Consider the following 21,287-nt stretch of genomic DNA (forward strand, 5'->3'; position numbering starts at 1 on the left):
GCGAGATGAGTCAGGCCATGGACCCCCAGGACGGCGAGCGGACGAGAGCGTCCGACCACGACCTGGACCGTGACGACACCGTCGCCGGCACGCCCCGGCGTGACCGCCGGGAGGTCGTGGCGCGGGAGAAGGAGGAGTTCGGGGGCATGAAGTTCGGTGCCTGCTTCTTCGGGTGGCTGACCGCCACCGGGACCGCGGTGCTGCTCACCGCCCTGCTCACCGCCATCGGCGCCGGGGTGGGACTGGCCCAGCAGGTCGACCCGGCCGCTGCGGCGCAGAACCCCGAGACCGTCGGTCTCGTCGGCGGCATCGTGCTGCTGGTGATCGTGCTGGTGGCCTACTTCGCCGGCGGGTACGTCGCCGGTCGGATGGCCCGCTTCAACGGTGCCAAGCAGGGCCTGGGGGTCTTCCTCTGGGCCGTGATCATCGCCGTGGTCGTGGCCGTCCTGGGGCTGATCGCCGGCAACCAGTTCGACGTCCTGGCCAACCTCAACGGGTTCCCGAGGCTCCCGGTCAACGAGGGCGCGCTCACCACGGGCGGCATCATCACCGCTGTCGTGCTGGTGCTGGCGGCCCTGGCCGGGGCGGTCCTCGGTGGCCTCGCCGGGATGCGGTACCACCGCAGGGTCGACAAGGTCGGCCTGGGTCACTGACCCGCTGCACACTCCTCAGCGCCCGGTCCGCCTCACGGCGGTCCGGGCGCTGTGCTGCCCGGTGGCACGGTGCAGGAGCGGTCGCCGGGTCAGGTCGACGACCGGCCGGGCACCGGAGCCCAGCCGGGAGCCGCGGCGGGCAGGGTCACGCCGGCACCGGGCCGGTGCTGCGCCGGACCACGAGCCGGGCGTCCACGCGGTGCGGGCTCTCGCGGCCGTCCTGGGGCACCAGCCCCAGCCGCCACCAGGCCTGCGCCCCGACCGCCGACGGGTCGGTGACCACCGTGGTCAGCGGGGGGTGGGAGTAGGCGGCGTAGGGGACGTCGTCGACGCCGGCCACCGAGAGCCGGTCCGGGACCGGGACCCCCCGCTCGGCCAGGGCGGCCAGCAGCCCCAACGCGGTCATGTCGTTGAAGACCATCACGGCCGTCACGTCGGCCGCGAGCACGGCGTCGCAGGCGCCCCAGCCGTCGGCCAGCGTGGTGCCCCCGAAGCGCACCTCGACCTGCATCTCGGGGTGGAGCCGGCGGAACTGGGCGATGCCGTCGAGCCGGGCGGCGTTGGAGGCCGACACCTCCCGGCCGGAGAGGTAGAGGACGCGCCGGTGACCCAGCGAGTGCAGGTGCTCCAGCACCAGCTCGGCGCAGTGGTCCGAGGCGTTCACCACGTTGGTCACGTCCTGCTCCAGGTCGCGCCGGTTGACCACCACTGCCGGGGCCAGCTCCTCCAGCAGGCCGGCGACCACCGAGGTCTCCGAGCGCGGCGAGCACAGCACGATGGCGTCCGCACGACGTCGCAGGTCACGGGCCAGCACGGGCTCGTCGGACACCTTCTCCCTGGAGTCGGCGACCAGCACCCGGAACCCGTCGTCCAACGCAGCACCGGAGAGACCGTGCAGCACGCCGTGGAAGCTCGGGTTCCCCAGGTCCGGCACGATCAGCGCGACGGTGTCGGTGCGGCCGTTGACCAGGCCGCGGGCCAGCGGGGAGGGGGCGTAGCCCAGGTCGGTGGCGGCGGTGCGGACCCGGTCGGCCAGCGTGGCGTCCACCGTCTGGCGGCCGTTCATCACGCGGGAGACCGTGGCCAGCGACACCCCGGCCGTCCGGGCGACGTCGGCGATCGTCACCCCGCGGCGCGACCCAGCTCGCTGAGACATCTCGACCCCCTCGTCAGCGGCGCGGCCCGGACGAGCGGACACCGTGTTCCCGCGCGATGCTACCCAGGGGCGGGGTCCGGGGCCGGGACGCCGCACCCCCGCCCTGTCGGGTGGGCCCCTCGACGTGGCATCCTCGCCCCTGGTACACATGGACCGCAGAAAACGCTTTCTACCGTCAAGGACGACTATGCCCCGCGAACGCTACGGAATCATCGGCACCGGCTCCCGAGCAGGGATGTACATCGGGGCGATCACCGGAGAGCACGCCGACAAGGCCGAGCTCGTCGCCTGGAGCGACACCAACCCCGGCCGCCAGGACCACTACGACGCCGTCGTGGCCGCGGCGGGCTCCCCGCTGCCGAGCCGGTGGGCCCCCGCCGACGTCGAGGCCATGGTGGCCGAGGAGCGCCTGGACCGCGTCGTGGTGACCAGCCCGGACCACACCCACGCCGAGTACGTCTCCCGGGTGCTGCTCGCCGGCGCCGACGTCGTGGTGGAGAAGCCGCTGACCATCGACGCCGAGGGCGTGCGCCGCATCGCGGCCGCCGTCGCCGAGAGCGGTCGTCAGGTCGTCACCACGTTCAACTACCGCTACAGCCCGCGCAACAGCAGCCTCAAGACGCTGATCAGCGAGGGGCGGGTGGGCCAGGTGACCAGCGTCCACTTCGAGTGGGTGCTGGACACCGCCCACGGCGCGGACTACTTCCGTCGCTGGCACCGCCAGAAGCAGAACTCCGGCGGCCTGCTGGTGCACAAGGCCTCCCACCACTTCGACCTGGTCAACTGGTGGATCGACGCCCACCCGACCCGGGTCTTCGCCAGCGGCGGCCTGCGCTTCTACGGCCGCGAGAACGCCGAGAGCCGTGGTCTCGGTCCCCGCCCCGAGCGTGGCACCGGGCACGCGGCGGGGGACCCCTTCGCCCTCGACCTCAGCCAGGACGCCCGCAACAAGGCCCTCTACCTCGACAACGAGCACCACGACGGCTACCTGCGCGACCGCGACGTCTTCGACGAGGGCATCGACATCGAGGACAACCTGTCGCTGCTGGTCGACTACGACAACGGCGCCACCATGAGCTACTCCCTCAACGCCCACTCCCCCTGGGAGGGCTACCGGGTGATGGTGAACGGCACCGAGGGGCGGGCCGAGCTCGAGGTCGTCGAGCGGGCGGCCGTCGTGGTGGGCCCCGAGAGCCTCGGCATCGTCGACCCCACCGCCACCCCGGCCGACTTCGGCGTCGACGAGGTGCGTCCGGAGAGCGAGCGGCTGCTGCTCCAGCGCCACTGGGAGCGCGCCACCGAGGTGGAGATCCCGGCCGGGGTCGGCGGCCACGGCGGCGGTGACGCCTACCTGCTGCAGCACCTGTTCTCCCGCACCACCACCGACGAGCCGCTGCACCGGGTCTCCGGTCTGGAGGACGGCGTGGCGGCGGTCTCGGTCGGCATCGCCGGCAACCGGTCGCTGGAGACCGGTCTGCCCGTGGTCGTCGCCGAGCTGGACCTGCGGTGAGCGGACCCGCCCGCGCCGGCCGGGTGCTGCGGGCGGCGGTGGTCGGCGCCGGCGCGGTGTCGCGTCTGCACGTCCGGGCCCTCGAGGCCTCCCCGCACGCCCGCCTGGTGGCGGTCACCGACCAGCAGCGCGAGCGCGCCGAGGCGCTGGTCGACGGGTGCACCCCCGACCCGGACGGCAGCCTGCCCCGCGTCCACGACGACCTGGCCACCCTGCTGGCCACCGAGCAGGTCGACGTCGTCCACATCTGCACCCCGCCAGGTCCGCACCGCGAGCAGACCGAGGCGGCCGTCGCGGCCGGGGCCCACGTGGTCTGCGAGAAGCCGCCGGCGCTGAGCCTGGACGACCTCGAGGCGATGACCGACGCCGCGCGCCGGGCGGGGCGCGAGCTCGCCGTGGTGTTCCAGCAGCGCACCGGCAGCGCGGTCGAGCACGTCCGCGGACTGCTGACCTCGGGCCGGCTCGGCCGTCCGCTGGTGGCTCTCTGCCACACCCTCTGGTACCGCGACGCCGACTACTTCGCCGAGCCGTGGCGAGGCCGCTGGGCCACCGAGGGCGGCGGCACCACGCTCAGCCACAGCGTCCACCAGATCGACCTGATGGTCCACCTGCTCGGCGACTGGGCCTCGGTCCGGGCCGACCTGTGGCGGCTGGACCGCGAGGTCGAGACCGAGGACGTCTCCACCGCCACGGTGCGCTTCGCCGGGGGCACGGTGGCCTCGCTGGTGGCCAGCGTCCTGTCCCCGCGCCAGACCAGCTCGCTGCGGATCGACACCGAGCACGCCACCGTCACCCTCGACCACCTCTACGGCCACGGCCACGACCACTGGCGGATCACCCCTGCCGCGCACGTCACGACCGAGGAGGCAGCGGGGTGGGCGCTGCCCGCCGCGGAGCGACCCAGCTCCCACGACGACCTCGTCGCCTCGGTGTACGCCTCGCTGGCCGGGGGACGGCCGCTGCCCGACGTGGTGACCGCCCCGGCCCGGGCGCTGGAGATCGTCACGGCGATCTACGCCTCCGCCGAGCTCGGCAGCGAGGTCACCCCGGAGCAGCTGCGCACCGACCCGCACCGCGCCGGTCTGAAGAGCACCGTCCGCGACCTCAGGACCGTCCCCGCACGCTGAGCCGCACCGGCCCCGGACACCTCCCCAGGATCCGCCCCCGCCCCTGATCGCCTGTATGTCGTTCCGCTCTCGGCCGGCGTGTCACGGCGTGTCGCGCTGTACCGACCTCTTGGCCCACACGTGTGCAGGGATGCGCCGCTGTCGTCTCCTGGGGTGACCGCGGCTCCAGCGTGCGCTCACGGCCAGCACAGCGGACACCTCCACCCAGGTCAGCCCTGCAGGGCTGTACGCCGTGGGCTCGGTACAGCGCGACACGCCACGCCACGCCGGTGGCGATCGCGACGACATACACGCGGGCAGGGGCGGCCGGAGATCACCGGTCGCGAGTCGAGCGTCCGGCAGCCCGGTCTCGCGCGGCGCCCTGCAGAGTCGGCGGGGGCGGCAGACCGGTCAGGCAAGCACCGGCCCGAAGCCGCACGGTCACAGGATTGAATCGTTTTTAGGACGGGCTTGCATCGGACCCCACGACTACCTACCCTCGGACCGGTAAGCGCTTTCTCACGCCCACCTGACCCGAGCGACAACGACGTTCCGGAAGGACAACGATGTTCCCATTCACCCGAGGTCGCCGTGCGGCCGCCGCTGTCGCCCTGACCCTGAGTGGCGCGCTGGTCCTCAGCGCCTGCGGAGGCGGCGGTGGCGAGGAGGGCGCGGAGGGGCCGGTCACCCTCGACTTCGCCTTCTGGGGCAACGACGCCCGCGCCGCGATGTACACCGAGGCCATCGACGCCTTCACGCAGCAGAACCCCGACGTCACCGTCAACGTCCAGTTCCTCGGCTTCCCCGAGTTCTGGGAGCGGCGCCAGGTCGAGGCCGCCGGCGGTGACCTGCCCGACGTGATGCAGTTCGACTACTCCTACCTGCGCCAGTACGGCGAGGAGGGCATGCTGCTCGAGCTGGACGAGTACGTCGGCAACGGGCTGGAGACCTCGACCCTGGACCCCGCGGTGCTGGACACCGGCAAGGTGGACGGCACCCAGTACGGCGTGCCCACCTCGACCAACGCGTGGACGCTGTTCCAGAACGACGACCTGCTGGCCGAGGCCGGGGTCGACCCCTACCCCGGTGGCGGCAGCTGGGAGGAGTACAACGCCTGGTCGAAGTCGGTGACGGAGGCCACCGACGGCGAGGTGGACGGCACCACCGGCTACACCCGGATCCAGAACTTCGAGATCTGGCTGCGGGCCCAGGGCGGCCAGCTCTTCACCGAGGACGCCCAGCCCGGTTTCACCAAGGACCAGCTGCGTGAGTTCTTCAACCTCAGCCAGCCGACCCGGGAGGAGAACGGCGGCGGCGTCTCCGGTCAGGAGGCCGAGGAGGTCTACCCGCTGTCGGCCTTCGACGCCGGTCTGGGCGCCAGCGAGCTCACCTGGGACAACTTCGGGGCCAACTACAAGTCCAACCTGGGCGAGGACGTCGAGCTCAGCATGGTCGAGCCGCCCGTCACCGTCGAGGGCGCCCAGGACCTGTACCTGAAGCCGTCGATGCTGCACACCATCTCGGCCGAGACCGAGCACCCCGAGGAGTCTGTGGCCCTCGTCGACTTCCTGGTGAACTCCCCCGAGGTCGGCGCCGCCTTCGGCACCAACCGTGGTCTGCCCGCCTCCAGCTCCCAGCTCGAGGGCGTCGACCTGGGTGACATGGACAGCGACATCAAGGCCTACGAGGAGTCCATCGCCCCCCGCCTGGGTGCCGCCCCGCCGGCCCCGATCAACGGCTTCGGCAGCGTCGAGGAGGAGTTCCGCACCACCGGCACCGACCTCGGCCTGGGGGTCATCACCGTGGACGAGGCGGTCGACCAGATCTTCCGCGAGATGGAGAACCTGATCTGATCTGGCCGCCCACCCGCTGACCCGTCACGACCACCTGGAGGAACGAGCATGACCGACACCAGCGCCTACCCGGCGCACACTCCGGTGGCCGTGACGGCCGCCCGCACGGAGGTCGACGTCCGTGCGGGCGACCGGCCGCCGAAGGCGCGCAAGCCGCGTCTCGGCCGGGACTCCGTCGCCGGGTACGCCTTGCTGCTGCCCTGGATGATCGGCTTCGTCGGGCTGACCGTGGGTCCCATGGTCGTCTCCCTGTACCTGTCGTTCACCCGGTACAACCTCTTCGGGGACCCGAAGTGGGTGGGTCTGGACAACTACGTCCGGCTGTTCACCAACGACCCGACGTACCTGCAGTCGGTCCAGGTCACCGCCATCTACGTCTTCCTGGGCACACCGATCAAGCTCGCCGCCGCGCTCGCCGTGGCCATGATGCTCAACTACCACGACCGCGGCTCGGCCTTCTTCCGCTCCGCGTTCTACGCCCCGTCGCTGATCGGGGCGAGCGTCAGCGTGGCCATCGTGTGGCGGGCCATGTTCAACTCCGAGGGCCCGGTCGACACCGGTCTGGGCGCGATCGGGCTCGACCTCGGCGGCTGGGTGGGCAACGTCAAGCTGGTGCTGCCGATGATGATCATCCTGGCGGTCTGGCAGTTCGGCGCCCCCATGGTCATCTTCCTGGCGGGGCTGAAGCAGGTGCCCAAGGAGCTGTACGAGGCCGCCGACGTCGACGGCGCCAGCCCCGTGAGCAAGTTCTTCCGGGTGACCCTGCCGATGCTGTCCCCGGTCATCTTCTTCAACCTGCTGCTGGAGACGATCAACGCCTTCCAGGTGTTCTCCTCGGCCTACATCATCTCCAACGGCTCCGGCGGCCCGGCCGGGCAGACGAACTTCTACACCCTGTACCTGTACAGCCGCGCCTTCTCCGACCGCCAGATGGGCTACGCCTCGGCCATGGCCTGGGTGCTGCTCATCGTGGTGGCGATCATCGCGGCGGTGCTGTTCCGCACCTCCAGGTCCTGGGTGCACTACGGAGGCGACAACAAGTGAGCACGTCCACGACCGTCCGGGCCGGCAGCACCGGTCCCGCCGCTCCCACGCCGGCGCCCCGACGCAAGCCGGCCCGCCGTCGTCTCGGCCCCGTGCTCTGGGTCGTCGCGATGGTCCTGCTGACCGTGCTGGTGCTCTACCCGCTGGTGTGGCTCGTCTTCGCCAGCTTCAAGCCCTCGCCGGAGTTCGGCTCCAACCGGGGGCTGCTGCCGGACGAGCCGACGGTGGCCAACTTCTTCAAGGTGGTCGAGGGCATCGCCGGGACACCGCTGTGGCGCTACTTCGCCAACTCGCTGCTGATCGCCGGGCTGTCGGTGGTGGGCACCGTGCTGTCCTCGGCGATGGCCGCCTACGCCTTCGCCCGGATCCAGTTCGTCGGCGCGCGGCTCTTCTTCGCCGCCATGATCGGCACGCTGCTGCTGCCGTTCCACGTGCTGCTGATCCCGCAGTACATCATCTTCCAGCGCCTCGACCTGATCGACACCTACATCCCGCTGATCCTGCCCAAGTTCCTGGCCATCGAGGCGTTCTTCGTTTTCCTGATGGTCCAGTTCATCCGGGGGCTGCCGCGGGAGCTGGACGAGGCGGCCCGGATCGACGGCGCGGGGCACTTCCGCACCTTCGTGTCGATCATCCTGCCGCTGATCCGCCCGGCGGTGATCACCTCCTCGATCTTCGCCTTCATCTGGACCTGGAACGACTTCCTGTCCCCGCTGCTCTACGTCACCAGCCCCGAGAAGTACCCGCTGCCGATCGCGCTGCGGCTCTACAACGACGCCACCAGCACGTCGGACTACGGCGCCACCGTGGCCGTGTCGCTGCTGGCCCTGCTGCCGGTGCTGATCTTCTTCATCGTCTTCCAGCGGTTCATCGTGACGGGCGTGGCGACGCAGGGTCTGAAAGGCTGACCCCCGTGGCCCCGAGCAGACGAGCACCGGCAGGACGCCGGTCGCCGCGTCAGCGTGCTCGGGCCGAACGCCGGGAGGCCCTGTCGGGGTCGGGCCCGGTCCGCTCCGAGCAGGGGCCGGGCCGCTGGCCCGGTGCCACCGGGGCCTTCGCCCTGTTCGGCGAGGTGATGGTCGCCGGGGTCGTCGTGCTGCTCGTCGCACTCCCCCTGATCACCCTGCCGCTAGCCCTGGCGCTCGGCGTCCGGCACCTGCGGCGCTACCTGCTGGCCGAGTCGCACGGGGTCGGTGAGGTGCTGGCCGACCTGCGCCAGGGGGTGCTGGGTTCGCTGCTGGTGGGGCTGGTCACCCTCCTGCTCGGCACGGCCCTCGCCCTCGACGTCGCCCTCGGCACCGCCGGCGTGCTGCCGGGTGGTCGGGTCGTCGTGGTCGCCGGCTGGGTCGGCCTGGCCGTGCTCGGCACCGTGCTGGTGGTCGCCGCGCGCGCCTGGTCCCCCGCGACCGGGTGGCGCGCGGCCCTGCGGGCGGTCCCCCAGGAGCTCGGCACGGACCCCGTGGGCGCCTGCTACGTCGCGGTCGCGGTCGGTTTCGTGGCCCTGCTGACCTGGCAGCTGCCGCCCCTGGTGCTCCCCGGCCTGGGCCTGCTGGTCTTCGCCTCCCTGGCCGTGCCCGAGCGACTCCTCGCCCGCGGCTGACCGTCCCACCCACCCGGCGCCACGGAGGCGCCAGAGAGGACCGACCCGTGCACTACGGCGGCGACTACAACCCCGAGCAGTGGCCCAGCGAGGTGTGGCGCGAGGACGTCGCCCGGATGCAGGAGGCCGGCGTCACCATGGTGAGCGTCGGGATCTTCTCCTGGGCCCGGATCTCCCCACGGGAGGGGGTCTTCGACCTGGAGTGGCTGGACGAGGTGATCGAGCTGCTGCACGAGGGCGGGATCGCGGTCGACCTCGCGACCGCCACCGCCTCACCCCCGCCGTGGGTCACCAGGACCTACCCCGGGGTGCTGGCCCAGGACGCCGACGGCGCCACCTACTGGCCGGGCAGCCGCCAGCAGTACTCCCACGCCTCCCCGGACTACCGCCGGCTGGCGGCCGAGCTGACGCGCACCATCGCCGAGCGCTACGCCGAGCACCCCGGCGTGGTGATGTGGCACGTCAACAACGAGTACGCCTGCCACCTGCCGGTGGACTACTCCGACGCCGCGGCGGTGGGGTTCCGGGCGTGGCTGCGGGCCCGCTACGGCGACGTCACCGAGCTCAACCGGGCGTGGGGCACCGCGTTCTGGTCCCAGCGCTACGACTCCTTCGAGGAGGTGCTGCCGCCGCGGAAGGCGCCGTACAGCGTCAACCCCACCCAGCTGCTGGACTTCTCCCGCTACACCAGCGACTCCTTCCTGGAGCTCTACACCACCGAGCGCGACATCATCCGCGACGCCGGCGCGACCCAGCCGATCACCACCAACTTCATGGGCGCCCACCCGCCGCTGGACTACTGGCGCTGGGCCGCGGAGGTGGACGTGGTCTCCGACGACGCCTACCCCGACCCCAACGACCCCGAGTCCTTCCGTGCGGCCGCCTTCGCCCGCGACCTGATGCGCTCGCTGAAGCCCGGGAAGCCTTGGCTGCTGATGGAGCAGTCCACCAACGCGCTGAACTGGCGACCCACCAACGCCCCCAAGGCGCCGGGGCAGATGGCCGCGATCAGCATGCAGGCCGTGGCGCGGGGTGCCGACGGCGTGCTGTTCTTCCAGTGGCGCCAGTCCGCCGGCGGGTCGGAGAAGTTCCACTCCGCGATGCTGCCGCACGCCGGCACCCGCACCCGGACCTGGCGGGAGGTGGTGGAGCTGGGCGCGGACCTGGCCGCGCTGCCCGAGCTGCCCGCCCCCGGTGGCGAGGCCAGGGTCGCGCTGGTGCTGGACTGGGACAGCTGGTGGGCGGTGGAGAACCCCGACCACCCGGTGGTCCTCGAGCTGCTGCCGCTGGTCCAGCGCTGGTACCGGGCGCTGCACCGTCGCCACGTGATGGTCGACCTGGTCCCGCCCACCGGTGACCTGTCGGCGTACTCGCTGGTGGTGCTGCCGCAGACCTACCTGCTGACCGCCGACGGCGCGGCCAACCTGCTGGCCTTCGCCGAGCGTGGCGGCCACCTGCTGGTCACCCCGTTCACCGACGTCGTCGACTCCGACGACCGCTTCCGGGCGGGCGGCTACCTGACCCAGCTGGGCCCGGCCCTGGGGGTCTGGCTGGAGGACTTCGGCGCCCTGGACCACCCCGGCGGCACCGGCCAGTCCAGCGCGCCGGTGCGGGCGACCGCCGGCGACCTGCCGGCCTTCACCGGCGGGCTGTTCGCCGAGGAGGTGCACGTCGAGGACGTCGAGGGCCCGGCCGAGGTGGTGGCTACCTTCGAGAGCGGGCGCCTGGACGGCTGGCCGGCGCTGACCCGCCGGGCCGTCGGCTCCGGCACCGGCTGGCACCTGGCCACCGTCCCCGACGAGGACGGCACGGACGTCCTGGTCGGCTGGCTGCTGGAGCAGGTCGGGGTCGAGCCGGTGTGGAGCGGACTCCCCGTCACCGTGGAGGCCGCCCGCCGCGGTGACGTGGTGACCCTGATCAACCACGGCACCGAGCCGGTGGTCGTCGACCTCGGCGACCACACCACGCTGGCCTCCTCCGACGAGCTCGGCACCGGCCGGGTGGAGCTGCCGTCCTTCGGCTGGGTGCTGCTCCGCCCCTGACGCCCTGCGCCGTCAGGACGCGCTCCTGACGACCCGACAGGTCCGTGGGAGGCCTGACGGGTCGTGGGAAGCAGGTCCTGACGGCGGGTCCGCGGGCCGCGGCCGGTCGTGGCGGACCCCGGCCGGGCGGTCCTCCCGCCCGGCGTAGGGTCGTGAGCCCATGACGTCCACACCTGGCCGCCGGCTCCGCAAGGACGCCGCGGAGAACGCCGAGCGGCTGCTGGCGGCCGCCGTGCGCTCGGGTCTGGCCGAGGGCAGGTTCGTCCCGCTGGAGCAGATCGCCGCCGAGGCGGGGGTGGGGATCGGCACGCTCTACCGCCGCTACCCCAACCGGGAGGCGCTGCTGGAGGCGATGGCCGTCCGCGCCTACCGGCTGATCCTGGCCGAGGCCGAGGACGCGCTGGTCTCCGGCGAGACCGGTCACGACGCCATCAGCCGGTTCCTGCACCAGACCTTCGCCCACCGCGACGAGCTGGCGCTGCCCCTGCACGGCGCGCCGATGACCGAGGGCACCGAGTCCGCGGAGCTGCGGCAGCGGATGAGGGAGACCATGGGCGCGATCGTGGAGCGTGGTCACCAGGACGGTTCGGTCCGCCCGGAGGTGACGGCAGGGACCGTGGTGCGGTTCGGGGCGATGCTCGCGCAGCCGATGTCCAACGTCCCCGGCTGGGCCGAGGCCGCCGCGGAGCAGCGCGCGGTGTTCCTGCGCGGCATCGCCTCCGACCCCGACGGGTCCTAGGCGGCCGCCCCGGCCCGGGTCACGTCCGCCACCCAGGCGGTGAGGTCCCGCACGTCGGGGACGAGCTGGCGGGTGAGGGCGAAGTCGGCCTGGTAGGCGGGGACGGTGGTGAACCACCGGAACATCGCCATCATGTCCTCGTCGTCACCGAGCACCTCGACCGGCAGGCTCTCGTAGCGCGTCGGGCGTCCCAGCACGGCGCCCACCCTCTCGGCCGCCTGGTCCATGGTGAGCTCGTCGCCGGCGAGCTCGACGGCCCCGCCGCCGACGGCGGCCCGGTCCAGCAGGGCGCGCGCGGCGGCCGCACCGATGTCGCGGACGGCGACCATCTGGATGGCCACGTCGCCGGGCACCGGCATCCGCAGCACCAGCTCACCGTGGCCCGCGCCGTCCAGCTGCGGGGCCAGGTTCTCCATGAAGAAGGTCGGCCGGAGGAGGGTGGTCGGGACGACCTCGGCGAGCCGCTGCTCGACCCGGCGCTTGCTCTCGAAGTGGGGGATCCCGGTCCCCCGCTCCGCCCCTCCGACCGAGGAGTACACGACGTGCGGCACGCCGGCGCGAGCGGCGGCGTCGGCGACCCTGATGCCGCGGCGGGCCTCCCCCTCGGTGCCGTCGGGACCCTCGAACGTGGTCATCAGGAAGAGCGCGGCGACGTCACGGAGGGGCTGGTCGAGCGACGCGTCGTCCTCCTGGTCGGCGACGACGAGCTCGACGCCGCGGTCGCCGAGGGATCGGGCGCTGGCGGAGGACGGGTCGCGGACGAAGGCGCGGACCGTCTGCCCCTCGGCGAGCAGGGCGTCCACCACGCTCCCGCCCTGGTGTCCGGTGGCGCCGATCACGGCGACGGGCTGGGTGTGGGTCATGGGATCTCCGATCGAAGTAGGTGTCGGTGTAAGCGGAGGAAATCCTCCACTATTCCCCTATGCTGGCGGCATGCTCGTCGCACCCGGTTCAGAGCCGTACGCCGCCGCCACCCAGCCCCACAACTCCTCCACCGAGCAGCGACCCGTGCGGGTCGCCGTCGTCTCCCGCCCCGAGGACCTCGCCCCCGCGCTCGAGGAGGTGGCCCTGCTCGCCCGCTCCTCGGGCACTCGTCTCGAGGTGGTCCCCCAGGCCACCGGCCACGGAGCCGGCGCACCGGTGGACGAGGGGACGGTCCTGCTCGACACCTCGGGGCTCGACGCCGTCTCGATCGACCCGGAGCGCCGCGTCGCGGTCGTCGGCGCCGGGGCCACCTGGGCCGCGGTCAACGCCGCCGCCGAGCAGCACGGCCTGCTCGGGCTGGCCGGATCGGCGCCGAGCGTCTCGGTGTCGGGCTACACCTTCGGCGGGGGCATCGGCTGGCTGGTCCGCCGCGACGGGCTGTCCAGCGGGGCCCTCCGCGCCGTCCACTACGTCGACGCCGCCGGTCGCTCCCGGACCGCGTCCGACGAGGCCCCCGACGAGCTCGACCGGGAGGCCGTCTGGGCCTTCCGCGGGGCGGGCGGCGTGGGGGTCGCCCACACCCTGGAGCTGGACCTCTTCCCGGCGCCGGACCTGCACGCCGGGGCGCTGCTGTGGCAGGGCGAGGCGCTGCCGGAGCTGCTCGCCGCCTGGTCCCGGACGATCGGCACCCTGGGCAGCACGGTCTCCTCCAGCATCGCCGTGCTGCACGTGCCGCCGCTGCCGCCGTTCCCCGCGGAGCTGCACGGGAGGGTGGCGGTCCACCTGGCGATCGCCGACCCCGACGGGCCGGGCGCCGCGGCGCCGCTGCTCGACGCGCTGCGCGCGGTGGCGGACCCGGTCTCCGACACCTGGGGCCCGACCGACGCCGCCGGCCTGGCCCGGATCCACCTCGACCCCCCGACCGCCACCGCCGCCATCGGGGACGCCCGCTGGCTCGACGCGTCGACCCCCGAGATCGCCGGGGCGCTCCTCGCGACCGCGGCGTCCGAGGACGCCGCGGTGGTGATGATGGAGATCCGCCACGTCGCCGGTGCACCGACCAGGCGCGCCGGGGCCGTGGTGGCGCCGCCCGGGGACTTCATCTACCACGCGGTCGCCCCGCTCACCCTCTTCCCCCGGGACCGCGTCGAGGCGACCTTCGCCCGGGCTCGTGAGGTGTGGTCGGCCGCCGACGCCGGGACGACCCCGGGCTCCTGGGTCGAGGGCGCCGCGACCGTGCCCGACGCACTGCCGGCCGACGTCCGGGAGCGGGCGGCGGCGGTCGCCGACGCCGTGGACCCCGGGGCCCGCCTCAGGCGCTCGCGACTGCTCGGGTGACCCTCCGGGACCTGCCGGCGTCAGGCGTCGTCCACTGCGGGACGCCGCCGCGCCGCACCCTTGCGTCGCGACCTGGCCGAGCGTGGCGGGACGGCACGCATGTGGTCACGGACCACACCGAGCACGCGGTCGAGGGTCCGGACGTCCGCACCCGACAGCGGCTCCAGGAAGAGCTCCCGCAGGACCTCGATGTGACCCGGGAAAACCCGGGCGAGCACGTCCCGGCCCGCCTCGGTGACCGTCACCGTCACCCCGCGGTCGTCCTCGGCGGAGGGAGCGCGGGCGACCAGTCCGGCCTGCTCCAGGAGGCCGACCTGGTAGGTCAGCCCGCTGCGGCTGTAGACCACCCCGTCGGCCAGCTCGGTCATGCGCCGGCTGCCGTCCGCGGCGTCGCCGAGGGTGGCCAGGAGCTGGAACTGGACGTAGCTGAGGTCACCGGCCTCGCGCAGCTGCTGCTCGATCGTGTGCCGCAGCAGGCTGCTCACCTCGATCAGCGCGAAGTACGCGCTCAGCTCGGCGGGTTCGAGCGGCGGGGGCTGGTCCGGTGGGGTCATTCCGCCATCGTACTTGTTTCGACTTCGAAGCAGTGCTACGTTGCAGATGTTGCTTCGAACTCGAAGCACTTGGTTCCCAGAGAGAGAAGATCGACATGAAGGCAGTGCGCTTCCACGAGTACGGCGACGCCGGGGTCCTCCGCGCCGAGGACGTGCCGGTGCCCGTCCCCGCCGCGGGTGAGGTCCGGATCCGCGTCGCGTCCACGTCGTTCAACGGCGTCGACGCCGGCATCCGCGGCGGCGGGCTCCAGGGCCCGTTCCCGGTCGCCCTCCCGCACACCCCCGGCATCGACGTGGCCGGGACGGTCGACGCGCTCGGTCAGGGCGTCGACTCCGTGGCGGTCGGCGACGCGGTCATCGGGTTCCTCCCGATGGTGGGCGACGGCGCCGCGGCGGAGTACGCCATCGCGACCGCCGACATCCTGACCGCGGCCCCCTCCAGCGTCCCGCTCGCCGACGCGGCGGCCCTGCCGGTGGTCGGTCTGACCGCGTACCAGGCGCTGTTCGAGCTCGGCGGGCTCACCGCCGGGCAGCGGCTGCTGGTCAACGGCGCCGGTGGCGCGGTCGGTGGCTACGCGGTGCAGCTGGCCAAGAACGCCGGGGCCCACGTCATCGCCACGGCGAGCCCGCGCAGCGCGGACCGGGTCCGCGCCGCGGGGGCGGACGAGGTCCTCGACCACACCACGACCGACGTGGTCGCGGCGGTGGCGGACCCGGTCGACGTGCTGCTCAACCTGGCCCCGGTCGAGCCCTCCGAGCTCGTCCGGCAGGCCGGCCTGGTGCGGTCCGGCGGGGTCGTGGTCAACACCACGGTGTGGATGCAGGCCCCGAGCGACGAGGCCCGTGACGTCCGCGGGCTGAACGTCTTCGTCCGCAGCGACGCCGAGCAGCTCGCCGGGCTGGTCTCAGCGGTCGACCGGGGCGAGCTCAACATCGACGTCAGCCGCCGGATCCGGCTCGAGGAGCTGCCGGCCTTCCACGCCGAGCTCGACGTCACGCCGGTCTCGGGCAAGGTCGTCGTCCTCGTCGCGACCGACTGAGAGCCGACCGGCGACCGGGTCCAGCACCCGGGTCGGCGTCGGGCCGCGGTCAGCGCGGGTGCTGGTAGGCGGTGGTCGACGTCTCGGCGTCCAGGAACGAGCGGGTCCGTGCGAGGTTGGCACGGACCGCAGCCGCCCAGGACCCGGGACGTCGTCGACGCCACCTCCGGTGCCGGCGCAGCACGGTCACGACCGGGGTCAGCAGCGCTGCGGCCAGGGGCGCCCTGGGCACGCCGAGCCCGTCGGCCAGCCGGTGGCCGTGGACGCGGCGCACGACGGCGGCCAGGACCGGGCTCCCGACCCACCGCGGCAACCGGGTCGTCCGGCGCAGCTCGGCGGCGACGGCGGTCAGGCTCGCGGCGGTGAGGGTGGCCGAGGCGGCCGCGGGTGCCTCGGTCCCGCGCGCGACCAGGGCGTCGAGACGGCGGGCGGAGTCGTGGTCGGTCACGTCGGCCAGCAGCCGGTGGTCCACCCCCAGCAGCCGGCCCAGGCAGCGCCAGTAGCGGTAGAGGGACGCCTGCTCGGCGGGGTCGAGGTCGAAGCCCAGCTGCGCCTCCGCCGTCATGACCGTGAGGGTGAAGTCGAGCCAGGTCCGGGCCAGCTCGAGCTGGTTCAGGGGCGCGGGCCCGTCCTGGTGGCGCAGCGGGTCGCGCCGGAGGGAGGCCCGGACGCGGGCGTGCAGCAGCCGGACCTGCAGCGTGGCCACGTACCCCGGGGCGCCGCGCCGCAACGACCCGGGGAGGGTCGCGGTCCCCAGCCACCGCCCCGTCTCCACGATCCTGCGGTGGGCGTCGGCGACGAGGTCGCCGGTGCCGACGAGCACCCCGGCGATGCTCGGCGAGGAGTAGACCCGGACCAGAGCACCGGCGCTCAGGGAGATGACGTGCACCTCGGTCGGGGTGGTGAAGGTGGGCAGCGGACCCTCGGCCAGCAGCCGTGCGCCCGCCGCGTCGACCACCGCCTCGGCCTCGGCCAGGAACGACCCCAGCGCGGGCGGGACCGACCCGGGTGCGGGAGGATCCGCGGACAGCGAAGCCACCCCTGCCCGCAGTCCCTGCTCGAGCCAGCGACGGGCGCCGGGGCCCAGCGCGGCCTGCTCGGCCACCAGGTCGTCGGCCAGCGGGTCGCCCGTGGCCAGGGCCCACGCCAGGAGCGCGCCGTCGTCCCCCGCGGTCGGCTCCTCAGCCACCAGCGCCACCGCGGTGCCGCTGGAGCTGGTCGGCGAGGTTGAAGACCTCCTCCAGCTCCAGGAAGCCGGTGTCGGGAGCGCCGTCCAGGTCGACGAAGAACTGCCCCATCTCGGCCTGCCAGCGGGTGTTGACGTCGGTGGTGGCCATGGCCGCCTGGGCCCGCTCGAGCGAGTCGGTCTCGAAGTAGCCGATCAGCAGGCCGTCGGGGCGCAGGAACAGCGAGTAGTTGTGCCAGCCGGCGGCGTCCAGCGCCTCGGCCATCTCGGCCCAGATCGGGTCGTGACGACGCTTGTACTCCTCGATCCGGTCCGGCTCGACCTGCAGCTGGAAGCACACGCGGCGGACGTCCTGGGGCATGGCTGGCACTCCTCGGCTCGGCTGGGCCGGCCCCTCGACCGCCCCCGGAGAGCCTACCGACGGGCGGCCGGGGTGGCGGCGGGCCAGCCGGATCGCCGGCGCCGGACCGGACCGGCCACCAGGGACGGCGGCGGGCGGGCGGGATCGCTGACGGAATTTGAGGGTCAGTCATGGCCGGCAGGCAGCAGAGCCCCCGCCACGCCTGGGTCACGGGTCCGCACGAGGACGAGTGACGGCCGAAATCCGTCACGGCCGTCCACCGCCGGGCAGCCTCGAGGTGGTGCCCGGCCGGCACCACGACGGCCCGAGGACGGTCACCGGCCCGTCGACCGGGCGACGGGCGACGGGCGTCGCCCGGCCGCGGGCTGACCCGTTTCCCGGCGTCAGGTGTGCACCGACATCGGTGCGGGATCGACGCCGCCGGCCCGGGATCCGCCCGCCTCGTCCGAGCGACGCCGGTACCCGCCGCGCGCGATGGGGGCCGCCGGATGCTGGCCTGGTGCCGCCCGACGGGGTCCGCGTTCGCCGGCAGCCCGCGCGTCTCGTCCCGCTAGGCTCCCGGCGTGCGGATCGAGCGCGACGACCTGTCCCGGGCGGCGGTGCACGCGCTGCTCGAGGAGCACCTGGCCGACATGCACGCCACCTCACCGCCGGAGAGCGTCCACGCCCTCGACCTCAGCGGTCTGACCTCCCCGGGGACGACCGTCTGGACCGCCTGGGAGGACGACGTCCTGCTGGGTTGTGCCGCCCTCAAGGAGCTGTCACCGGACTCCGGTGAGGTGAAGTCGATGCGCACCTCGGCGGCTGCCCGGCGACGCGGTGTGGCCGCGGCCCTGCTGACCCACCTGGTGGATCGGGCCCGGGAGCGCGGCTGGCGCTCGTTGTGGCTGGAGACCGGCAGCCAGGACTTCTTCGCCCCCGCCCGTGCCCTCTACGCGCGCCACGGGTTCGTCGGGTGCCCGCCGTTCGGCGACTACCGACCCGACCCCACAGCGTCTTCATGACCCGCACCCTCGACTGACCCGCGGCAGCCCGGCTCGTCGGGAGCCGCCGCTGCCCGCCGCGACACCCCTCGAGGGGCGCCGCGACGGGTGACGGAGGATCTCGTCAGGCCTGGACGAAGGCCAGCAGCACCTCGTTGACCTCGGCGGCGTGGGTCCAGAGCAGGCCGTGCGGAGCGCCCTCGATCTCGACGTACTGCGCCGCGGGCACCGCGTCGCGGAAGCGGCGGCCGGTGGCGTCGATCGGCAGGATGTTGTCGGCGGTGCCGTGCAGGATCAGCGTCGGCAGGCCGGCCTCGCGGACCCGCTCGACGTCGGTGCGGAAGTCCTCGATCCAGGTGGGCACCACGGCGTAGGCGGCGACGGGCGCGCTGGCGACGGCGGTGTTCCAGCTGGCCCGCACGACCTCCTCGCTGATCCGCGAGCCCAGGAGCTCGTCGAGGTTGTAGAAGTTCTTGTAGAACTCGGTGTACCAGGCGTAGCGGTCGGTGCGCGCGGCCGTCTCGATGCCGTCGAAGACCTCCTGCGGCACGCCCTCGGGGTTGTCCTCACGCTGGACCAGGAACGGCTCCAGGGAGGCCAGGAAGGCGAGCTTCGCGACCCGCTCGTGACCGTGGTTCCTGACGTAGCGGGCCAGCTCACCGGTACCCATGGAGAAGCCGACGAGGACCACGTCGCGCAGGTCGAGGGTCTCCAGCACCGTGCTGAGGTCGGCGGCGAAGGTGTCGTAGTCGTAGCCCGTGCCCACCTTCGACGACTGGCCGAAGCCGCGACGGTCGTAGGTGATGACGCGGTAGCCGGCGGCGATGAGCTCGCGGGCCTGGAGCTCCCAGCTGTTGCCGTCCAGCGGGTAGCCGTGGATGAGGACGACCGGCTGCCCGGTGCCGTGGTCCTCGTAGTGGAGCTCGATGTCGGTGCTGTTCTCGGTGCCGACCTTGATGGTGCCCATGACGGTTCCTCTCGATGATGGAGAACGCTCGTTCTCACATGGCTCAACGTAGAGAACCAGCGTTCTCCCGTCAAGCCTCCGTGCCGTACCATCGAGTCATGGAGAATCAGCGTTCTCATGACGGTGGGGAGCACCAGGGGTGAACACGCAGCGCACAGCCGCCACCGGGTCCGACCTGCGCGACCAGGTGGTCCGCGCCGCCGACGCGCTCTTCTACGAGCGCGGCATCCAGTCCGTCGGCATGGACGCGGTCCGCGACGCGTCCGGCGTCTCGCTCAAGAGGCTCTACGCCCTGGTCGGCTCCAAGGACGAGCTCGTCGTGGCGGTGCTGAGGCTGCGCCAGCAGTCCCTGCGCGACGGTCTCACCACGAGCCGGGACCAGGCGCAGGACGCCCGCGGGCGGGCCCTGTCGATCTTCGACTTCCTCGACGCCTGGTTCTGCGAGCCGGGCTTCCGCGGGTGCGGCTTCATCAACGCCTTCGGTGAGCTGGGGCCTCGGTCCGAGGAGGTCTCGGCCGTCGTCCGGGAGACCAAGGCCGCGTTCCGCGAGTACGTGGAGGAGCTGGTGCGCGCCGCCGGCGGGTCCCCGGCGGTGGCGCTGCAGATCGTGCTGCTCGCCGAGGGGGCGCAGACCACGGCGGCCATCTCCGGCGACGCCACCATCGCCGCCCGGGCGAAGGCCGCCGCCGCCGCCCTGCTCGACGCCGACGTCGCCTCGTCCCCGGGTCAGTGAGCCGGCTGAACGGCTGACCGCCCGTGGGTGCCCACCGCCTCCCGTCAGGGCTGCTCAGGGCAGATCTGCTGCCAGCAGCACACCCTGGTCCGGGCCCGGGGCGGCGGGGAGGGTGGCGACATGACCGACAACCCGCTCCCGGTGCGCGAACGCACCGCCACCGAGCTCCTCGACCACCGCGTGCTGCTGCTGGACGGCGAGCTCGACGACGCCCTGGGGACCCAGCTCTGCGCCCAGCTCGTGCTGCTCTCCACCCGCGACCCGCGCACCGACATCGCCCTGTGGATCAACTCCCCGGGTGGTTCCGTGCCGGCGATGCTGGCCATCCGCGACACCATGGCCATGATCCCCAACGACGTCGCCACCCTGGCCCTGGGGATGGCGGCCAGCGCCGGGCAGTTCCTGCTCTGCTCCGGCGCCCGTGGCAAGCGCTACGTGCTGCCGCACAGCAAGGTCCTGCTGCACCAGGGCTCGGCCGGCATCGGTGGCTCGGCGGTGGACATCGAGCTGCAGGCCGAGGACCTCCGTGCCATGCGGGACACGGTGATCGGGCTGATCGCCGAGGCGACCGGGCAGACCCCGGAGCGGGTCTTCGAGGACTCCCTGCGCGACCACTGGTACAGCGCCGAGGAGGCCGTCGCCTACGGCTTCGTGGACCAGGTGGTCACCTCCTTCGAGCAGGTGCGGCCCACCCGTCCCGGCGGCCTGGCCGGCCAGGCCGGGTTCGTGGCCAGCCTGCCGCAGGAGGTGCGGTGATGAGCAGCTACACCATCCCCAACGTGATCAGCCGCAGCTCCCGCGGTGAGCGCGTGATGGACGTCTACAGCCGGCTGATGGAGGGCCGCATCATCTACCTCGGCACCGAGCTCGACGACGGCGTGGCCAACGCGCTGATCGCCCAGCTGCTCCACCTCGACGCCGAGGACCCCGACCAGGAGGTCAACCTCTACATCAACTCCCCCGGTGGCTCGGTGACCGCGATGTTCGCCCTCTACGACACCATGCGCTACACCCGGGCGCCGATCGCCACCACCTGCGTCGGGCAGGCCATCTCCACCGCCGCGGTGCTGCTAGCCGCCGGGGAACCCGGGCGCCGGTCGGTGCTGCCGCACGCGCGGGTGCTGCTGCACCAGCCCTCGGGTCAGGGCCGCGGCACCATCCCGGACCTGATCCTGGCCGCGGACGAGATCCTGCGGCTGCGCACCGACATGGAGGAGGTGCTGTCGGCCCACACCGGCCGCTCGCTGGAGGAGCTGCGCCGCGACACCGACCGCGACCGGGTGCTGCGGGCCTCCGAGGCGGTGGAGTACGGCCTGGCCGACTCGGTCATCCGGCTCCGCGAGGCGGCCTGACCGGGGCCCTGCCTGCTGGGAGTCGACGCGCGGAGCAGCGCGGCCTCCGGCAGCCCGGTACGGCACCAACGGCGTCACTCCTGCACCGAGCTCGGTGCGGAGGTGACGCCGTTCTGGTGCCCGCCCGTGGCCCCGCAGGATCGGCC

Annotated in this window: 21 protein-coding genes; 15 read left to right on the plus strand and 6 right to left on the minus strand. The window is 73.1% G+C overall.

Annotated features, from left to right (window positions below; translation table 11 throughout):
- Positions 1-5: 5 nt before the first annotated feature.
- Entirely contained in the window at positions 6-653 is a 648-nt protein-coding gene (locus BLT52_RS02260) for a hypothetical protein (RefSeq protein WP_197679157.1), read from the plus strand.
- A 145-nt stretch (positions 654-798) separates the two neighbouring features.
- Here the strand turns inward: BLT52_RS02260 and BLT52_RS02265 are convergent, their stop codons facing one another.
- Positions 799-1,809, minus strand: a complete 1,011-nt coding sequence (locus tag BLT52_RS02265; protein WP_172803973.1) for a LacI family DNA-binding transcriptional regulator — start codon at positions 1,807-1,809, stop codon at positions 799-801.
- Positions 1,810-1,996: 187 nt separating this feature from the next.
- Between BLT52_RS02265 and BLT52_RS02270 the strand changes: the two genes are divergently transcribed.
- From BLT52_RS02270 to BLT52_RS02305, 8 genes are all read left to right on the plus strand, one after another.
- Entirely contained in the window at positions 1,997-3,319 is a 1,323-nt protein-coding gene (locus tag BLT52_RS02270) for a Gfo/Idh/MocA family protein (protein WP_231946455.1), read from the plus strand.
- A complete protein-coding gene (locus tag BLT52_RS02275) occupies positions 3,316-4,446 on the plus strand; it encodes a Gfo/Idh/MocA family protein (RefSeq protein WP_172803974.1) in 1,131 nt (376 codons plus the stop codon). Before BLT52_RS02270 ends, BLT52_RS02275 begins: the two co-directional genes overlap by 4 nt.
- 545 nt (positions 4,447-4,991) lie before the next feature.
- Positions 4,992-6,278 carry an ABC transporter substrate-binding protein gene (locus BLT52_RS02280; RefSeq protein WP_090590239.1) on the plus strand — a complete coding sequence of 429 codons (1,287 nt, stop codon included), beginning with the start codon at positions 4,992-4,994 and terminating at the stop codon, positions 6,276-6,278.
- A gap of 48 nt (positions 6,279-6,326) precedes the next feature.
- Positions 6,327-7,322 carry a carbohydrate ABC transporter permease gene (locus BLT52_RS02285; protein ID WP_090590242.1) on the plus strand — a complete coding sequence of 332 codons (996 nt, stop codon included), beginning with the start codon at positions 6,327-6,329 and terminating at the stop codon, positions 7,320-7,322.
- On the plus strand, positions 7,319-8,230 hold the full coding sequence (locus BLT52_RS02290) for a carbohydrate ABC transporter permease (RefSeq protein ID WP_172803975.1): 912 nt from the start codon (positions 7,319-7,321) through the stop codon (positions 8,228-8,230). The genes BLT52_RS02285 and BLT52_RS02290 overlap by 4 nt, the downstream gene beginning before the upstream one ends.
- Before the next feature lie 5 nt (positions 8,231-8,235).
- Positions 8,236-8,922, plus strand: coding sequence for a hypothetical protein (locus BLT52_RS02295; RefSeq protein WP_157676927.1), 687 nt, complete (start codon positions 8,236-8,238; stop codon positions 8,920-8,922).
- Positions 8,923-8,969: 47 nt separating this feature from the next.
- A complete protein-coding gene (locus BLT52_RS02300) occupies positions 8,970-10,964 on the plus strand; it encodes a beta-galactosidase (protein ID WP_090590246.1) in 1,995 nt (664 codons plus the stop codon).
- Between the two features lie 160 nt (positions 10,965-11,124).
- Positions 11,125-11,703, plus strand: a complete 579-nt coding sequence (locus BLT52_RS02305) for a TetR/AcrR family transcriptional regulator (protein ID WP_090590248.1) — start codon at positions 11,125-11,127, stop codon at positions 11,701-11,703.
- Here BLT52_RS02305 and BLT52_RS02310 read toward each other — a convergent pair.
- Positions 11,700-12,566 carry an NmrA/HSCARG family protein gene (locus tag BLT52_RS02310; protein ID WP_090590250.1) on the minus strand — a complete coding sequence of 289 codons (867 nt, stop codon included), beginning with the start codon at positions 12,564-12,566 and terminating at the stop codon, positions 11,700-11,702. The two genes, BLT52_RS02305 and BLT52_RS02310, sit on opposite strands and share 4 nt — an antisense overlap.
- 70 nt (positions 12,567-12,636) lie before the next feature.
- Between BLT52_RS02310 and BLT52_RS02315 the strand changes: the two genes are divergently transcribed.
- Positions 12,637-13,965, plus strand: coding sequence for an FAD-binding oxidoreductase (locus BLT52_RS02315; protein WP_090590253.1), 1,329 nt, complete (start codon positions 12,637-12,639; stop codon positions 13,963-13,965).
- A 20-nt stretch (positions 13,966-13,985) separates the two neighbouring features.
- Here the strand turns inward: BLT52_RS02315 and BLT52_RS02320 are convergent, their stop codons facing one another.
- Entirely contained in the window at positions 13,986-14,519 is a 534-nt protein-coding gene (locus tag BLT52_RS02320) for a MarR family winged helix-turn-helix transcriptional regulator (RefSeq protein WP_090590256.1), read from the minus strand.
- Positions 14,520-14,614: 95 nt separating this feature from the next.
- Between BLT52_RS02320 and BLT52_RS02325 the strand changes: the two genes are divergently transcribed.
- Positions 14,615-15,559 carry an NADP-dependent oxidoreductase gene (locus tag BLT52_RS02325; RefSeq protein ID WP_090590257.1) on the plus strand — a complete coding sequence of 315 codons (945 nt, stop codon included), beginning with the start codon at positions 14,615-14,617 and terminating at the stop codon, positions 15,557-15,559.
- A gap of 49 nt (positions 15,560-15,608) precedes the next feature.
- Here BLT52_RS02325 and BLT52_RS02330 read toward each other — a convergent pair whose 3' ends face one another.
- Together BLT52_RS02330 and BLT52_RS02335 are read right to left on the minus strand one after the other, a co-directional pair.
- Positions 15,609-16,748 (minus strand): oxygenase MpaB family protein, encoded by a 1,140-nt coding sequence (locus BLT52_RS02330; RefSeq protein ID WP_157676928.1) that lies wholly within the window; start codon positions 16,746-16,748, stop codon positions 15,609-15,611.
- Positions 16,741-17,106, minus strand: a complete 366-nt coding sequence (locus BLT52_RS02335; protein ID WP_090590261.1) for an L-rhamnose mutarotase — start codon at positions 17,104-17,106, stop codon at positions 16,741-16,743. Before BLT52_RS02335 ends, BLT52_RS02330 begins: the two co-directional genes overlap by 8 nt.
- Positions 17,107-17,669: 563 nt before the next feature.
- On the opposite strand from BLT52_RS02335, the gene BLT52_RS02340 reads away from it, so the two are divergent.
- Positions 17,670-18,110 carry a GNAT family N-acetyltransferase gene (locus BLT52_RS02340; RefSeq protein WP_090590264.1) on the plus strand — a complete coding sequence of 147 codons (441 nt, stop codon included), beginning with the start codon at positions 17,670-17,672 and terminating at the stop codon, positions 18,108-18,110.
- Between the two features lie 103 nt (positions 18,111-18,213).
- Here BLT52_RS02340 and BLT52_RS02345 read toward each other — a convergent pair whose 3' ends face one another.
- Positions 18,214-19,056 (minus strand): alpha/beta fold hydrolase, encoded by an 843-nt coding sequence (locus BLT52_RS02345; RefSeq protein ID WP_090590265.1) that lies wholly within the window; start codon positions 19,054-19,056, stop codon positions 18,214-18,216.
- 139 nt (positions 19,057-19,195) lie between these two features.
- Here BLT52_RS02345 and BLT52_RS02350 point away from each other — a divergent pair, with 139 nt between their 5' ends.
- The 3 genes from BLT52_RS02350 (at position 19,196) to BLT52_RS02360 (ending at position 21,141) form a co-directional block, all read left to right on the plus strand.
- Positions 19,196-19,789, plus strand: coding sequence for a TetR/AcrR family transcriptional regulator (locus BLT52_RS02350; RefSeq protein WP_090590267.1), 594 nt, complete (start codon positions 19,196-19,198; stop codon positions 19,787-19,789).
- Between the two features lie 120 nt (positions 19,790-19,909).
- Positions 19,910-20,545: a ClpP family protease gene (locus tag BLT52_RS02355; RefSeq protein WP_090596202.1), complete on the plus strand. Its 636-nt coding sequence runs from the start codon at positions 19,910-19,912 to the stop codon at positions 20,543-20,545.
- Positions 20,545-21,141, plus strand: a complete 597-nt coding sequence (locus BLT52_RS02360; protein WP_090590269.1) for a ClpP family protease — start codon at positions 20,545-20,547, stop codon at positions 21,139-21,141. The genes BLT52_RS02355 and BLT52_RS02360 overlap by 1 nt, the downstream gene beginning before the upstream one ends.
- Positions 21,142-21,287: the final 146 nt, after the last annotated feature.

Origin of the sequence: Auraticoccus monumenti, assembly GCF_900101785.1 — a bacterium.
Classification (GTDB): domain Bacteria; phylum Actinomycetota; class Actinomycetes; order Propionibacteriales; family Propionibacteriaceae; genus Auraticoccus; species Auraticoccus monumenti.

What these genes read in the sequence shown, in the direction of transcription:
- BLT52_RS02260 (WP_197679157.1), top strand. Translation starts at nt 6, where the DNA reads ATGAGTCAGGCCATGGACCCCCAGGACGGCGAGCGGACGAGAGCGTCC.
- BLT52_RS02265 (WP_172803973.1), bottom strand. Translation starts at nt 1,809, where the DNA reads ATGTCTCAGCGAGCTGGGTCGCGCCGCGGGGTGACGATCGCCGACGTC.
- BLT52_RS02270 (WP_231946455.1), top strand. Translation starts at nt 1,997, where the DNA reads ATGCCCCGCGAACGCTACGGAATCATCGGCACCGGCTCCCGAGCAGGG.
- BLT52_RS02280 (WP_090590239.1), top strand. Translation starts at nt 4,992, where the DNA reads ATGTTCCCATTCACCCGAGGTCGCCGTGCGGCCGCCGCTGTCGCCCTG.
- BLT52_RS02285 (WP_090590242.1), top strand. Translation starts at nt 6,327, where the DNA reads ATGACCGACACCAGCGCCTACCCGGCGCACACTCCGGTGGCCGTGACG.
- BLT52_RS02305 (WP_090590248.1), top strand. Translation starts at nt 11,125, where the DNA reads ATGACGTCCACACCTGGCCGCCGGCTCCGCAAGGACGCCGCGGAGAAC.
- BLT52_RS02310 (WP_090590250.1), bottom strand. Translation starts at nt 12,566, where the DNA reads ATGACCCACACCCAGCCCGTCGCCGTGATCGGCGCCACCGGACACCAG.
- BLT52_RS02315 (WP_090590253.1), top strand. Translation starts at nt 12,637, where the DNA reads ATGCTCGTCGCACCCGGTTCAGAGCCGTACGCCGCCGCCACCCAGCCC.
- BLT52_RS02320 (WP_090590256.1), bottom strand. Translation starts at nt 14,519, where the DNA reads ATGACCCCACCGGACCAGCCCCCGCCGCTCGAACCCGCCGAGCTGAGC.
- BLT52_RS02325 (WP_090590257.1), top strand. Translation starts at nt 14,615, where the DNA reads ATGAAGGCAGTGCGCTTCCACGAGTACGGCGACGCCGGGGTCCTCCGC.
- BLT52_RS02335 (WP_090590261.1), bottom strand. Translation starts at nt 17,106, where the DNA reads ATGCCCCAGGACGTCCGCCGCGTGTGCTTCCAGCTGCAGGTCGAGCCG.
- BLT52_RS02345 (WP_090590265.1), bottom strand. Translation starts at nt 19,056, where the DNA reads ATGGGCACCATCAAGGTCGGCACCGAGAACAGCACCGACATCGAGCTC.
- BLT52_RS02355 (WP_090596202.1), top strand. Translation starts at nt 19,910, where the DNA reads ATGACCGACAACCCGCTCCCGGTGCGCGAACGCACCGCCACCGAGCTC.
- BLT52_RS02360 (WP_090590269.1), top strand. Translation starts at nt 20,545, where the DNA reads ATGAGCAGCTACACCATCCCCAACGTGATCAGCCGCAGCTCCCGCGGT.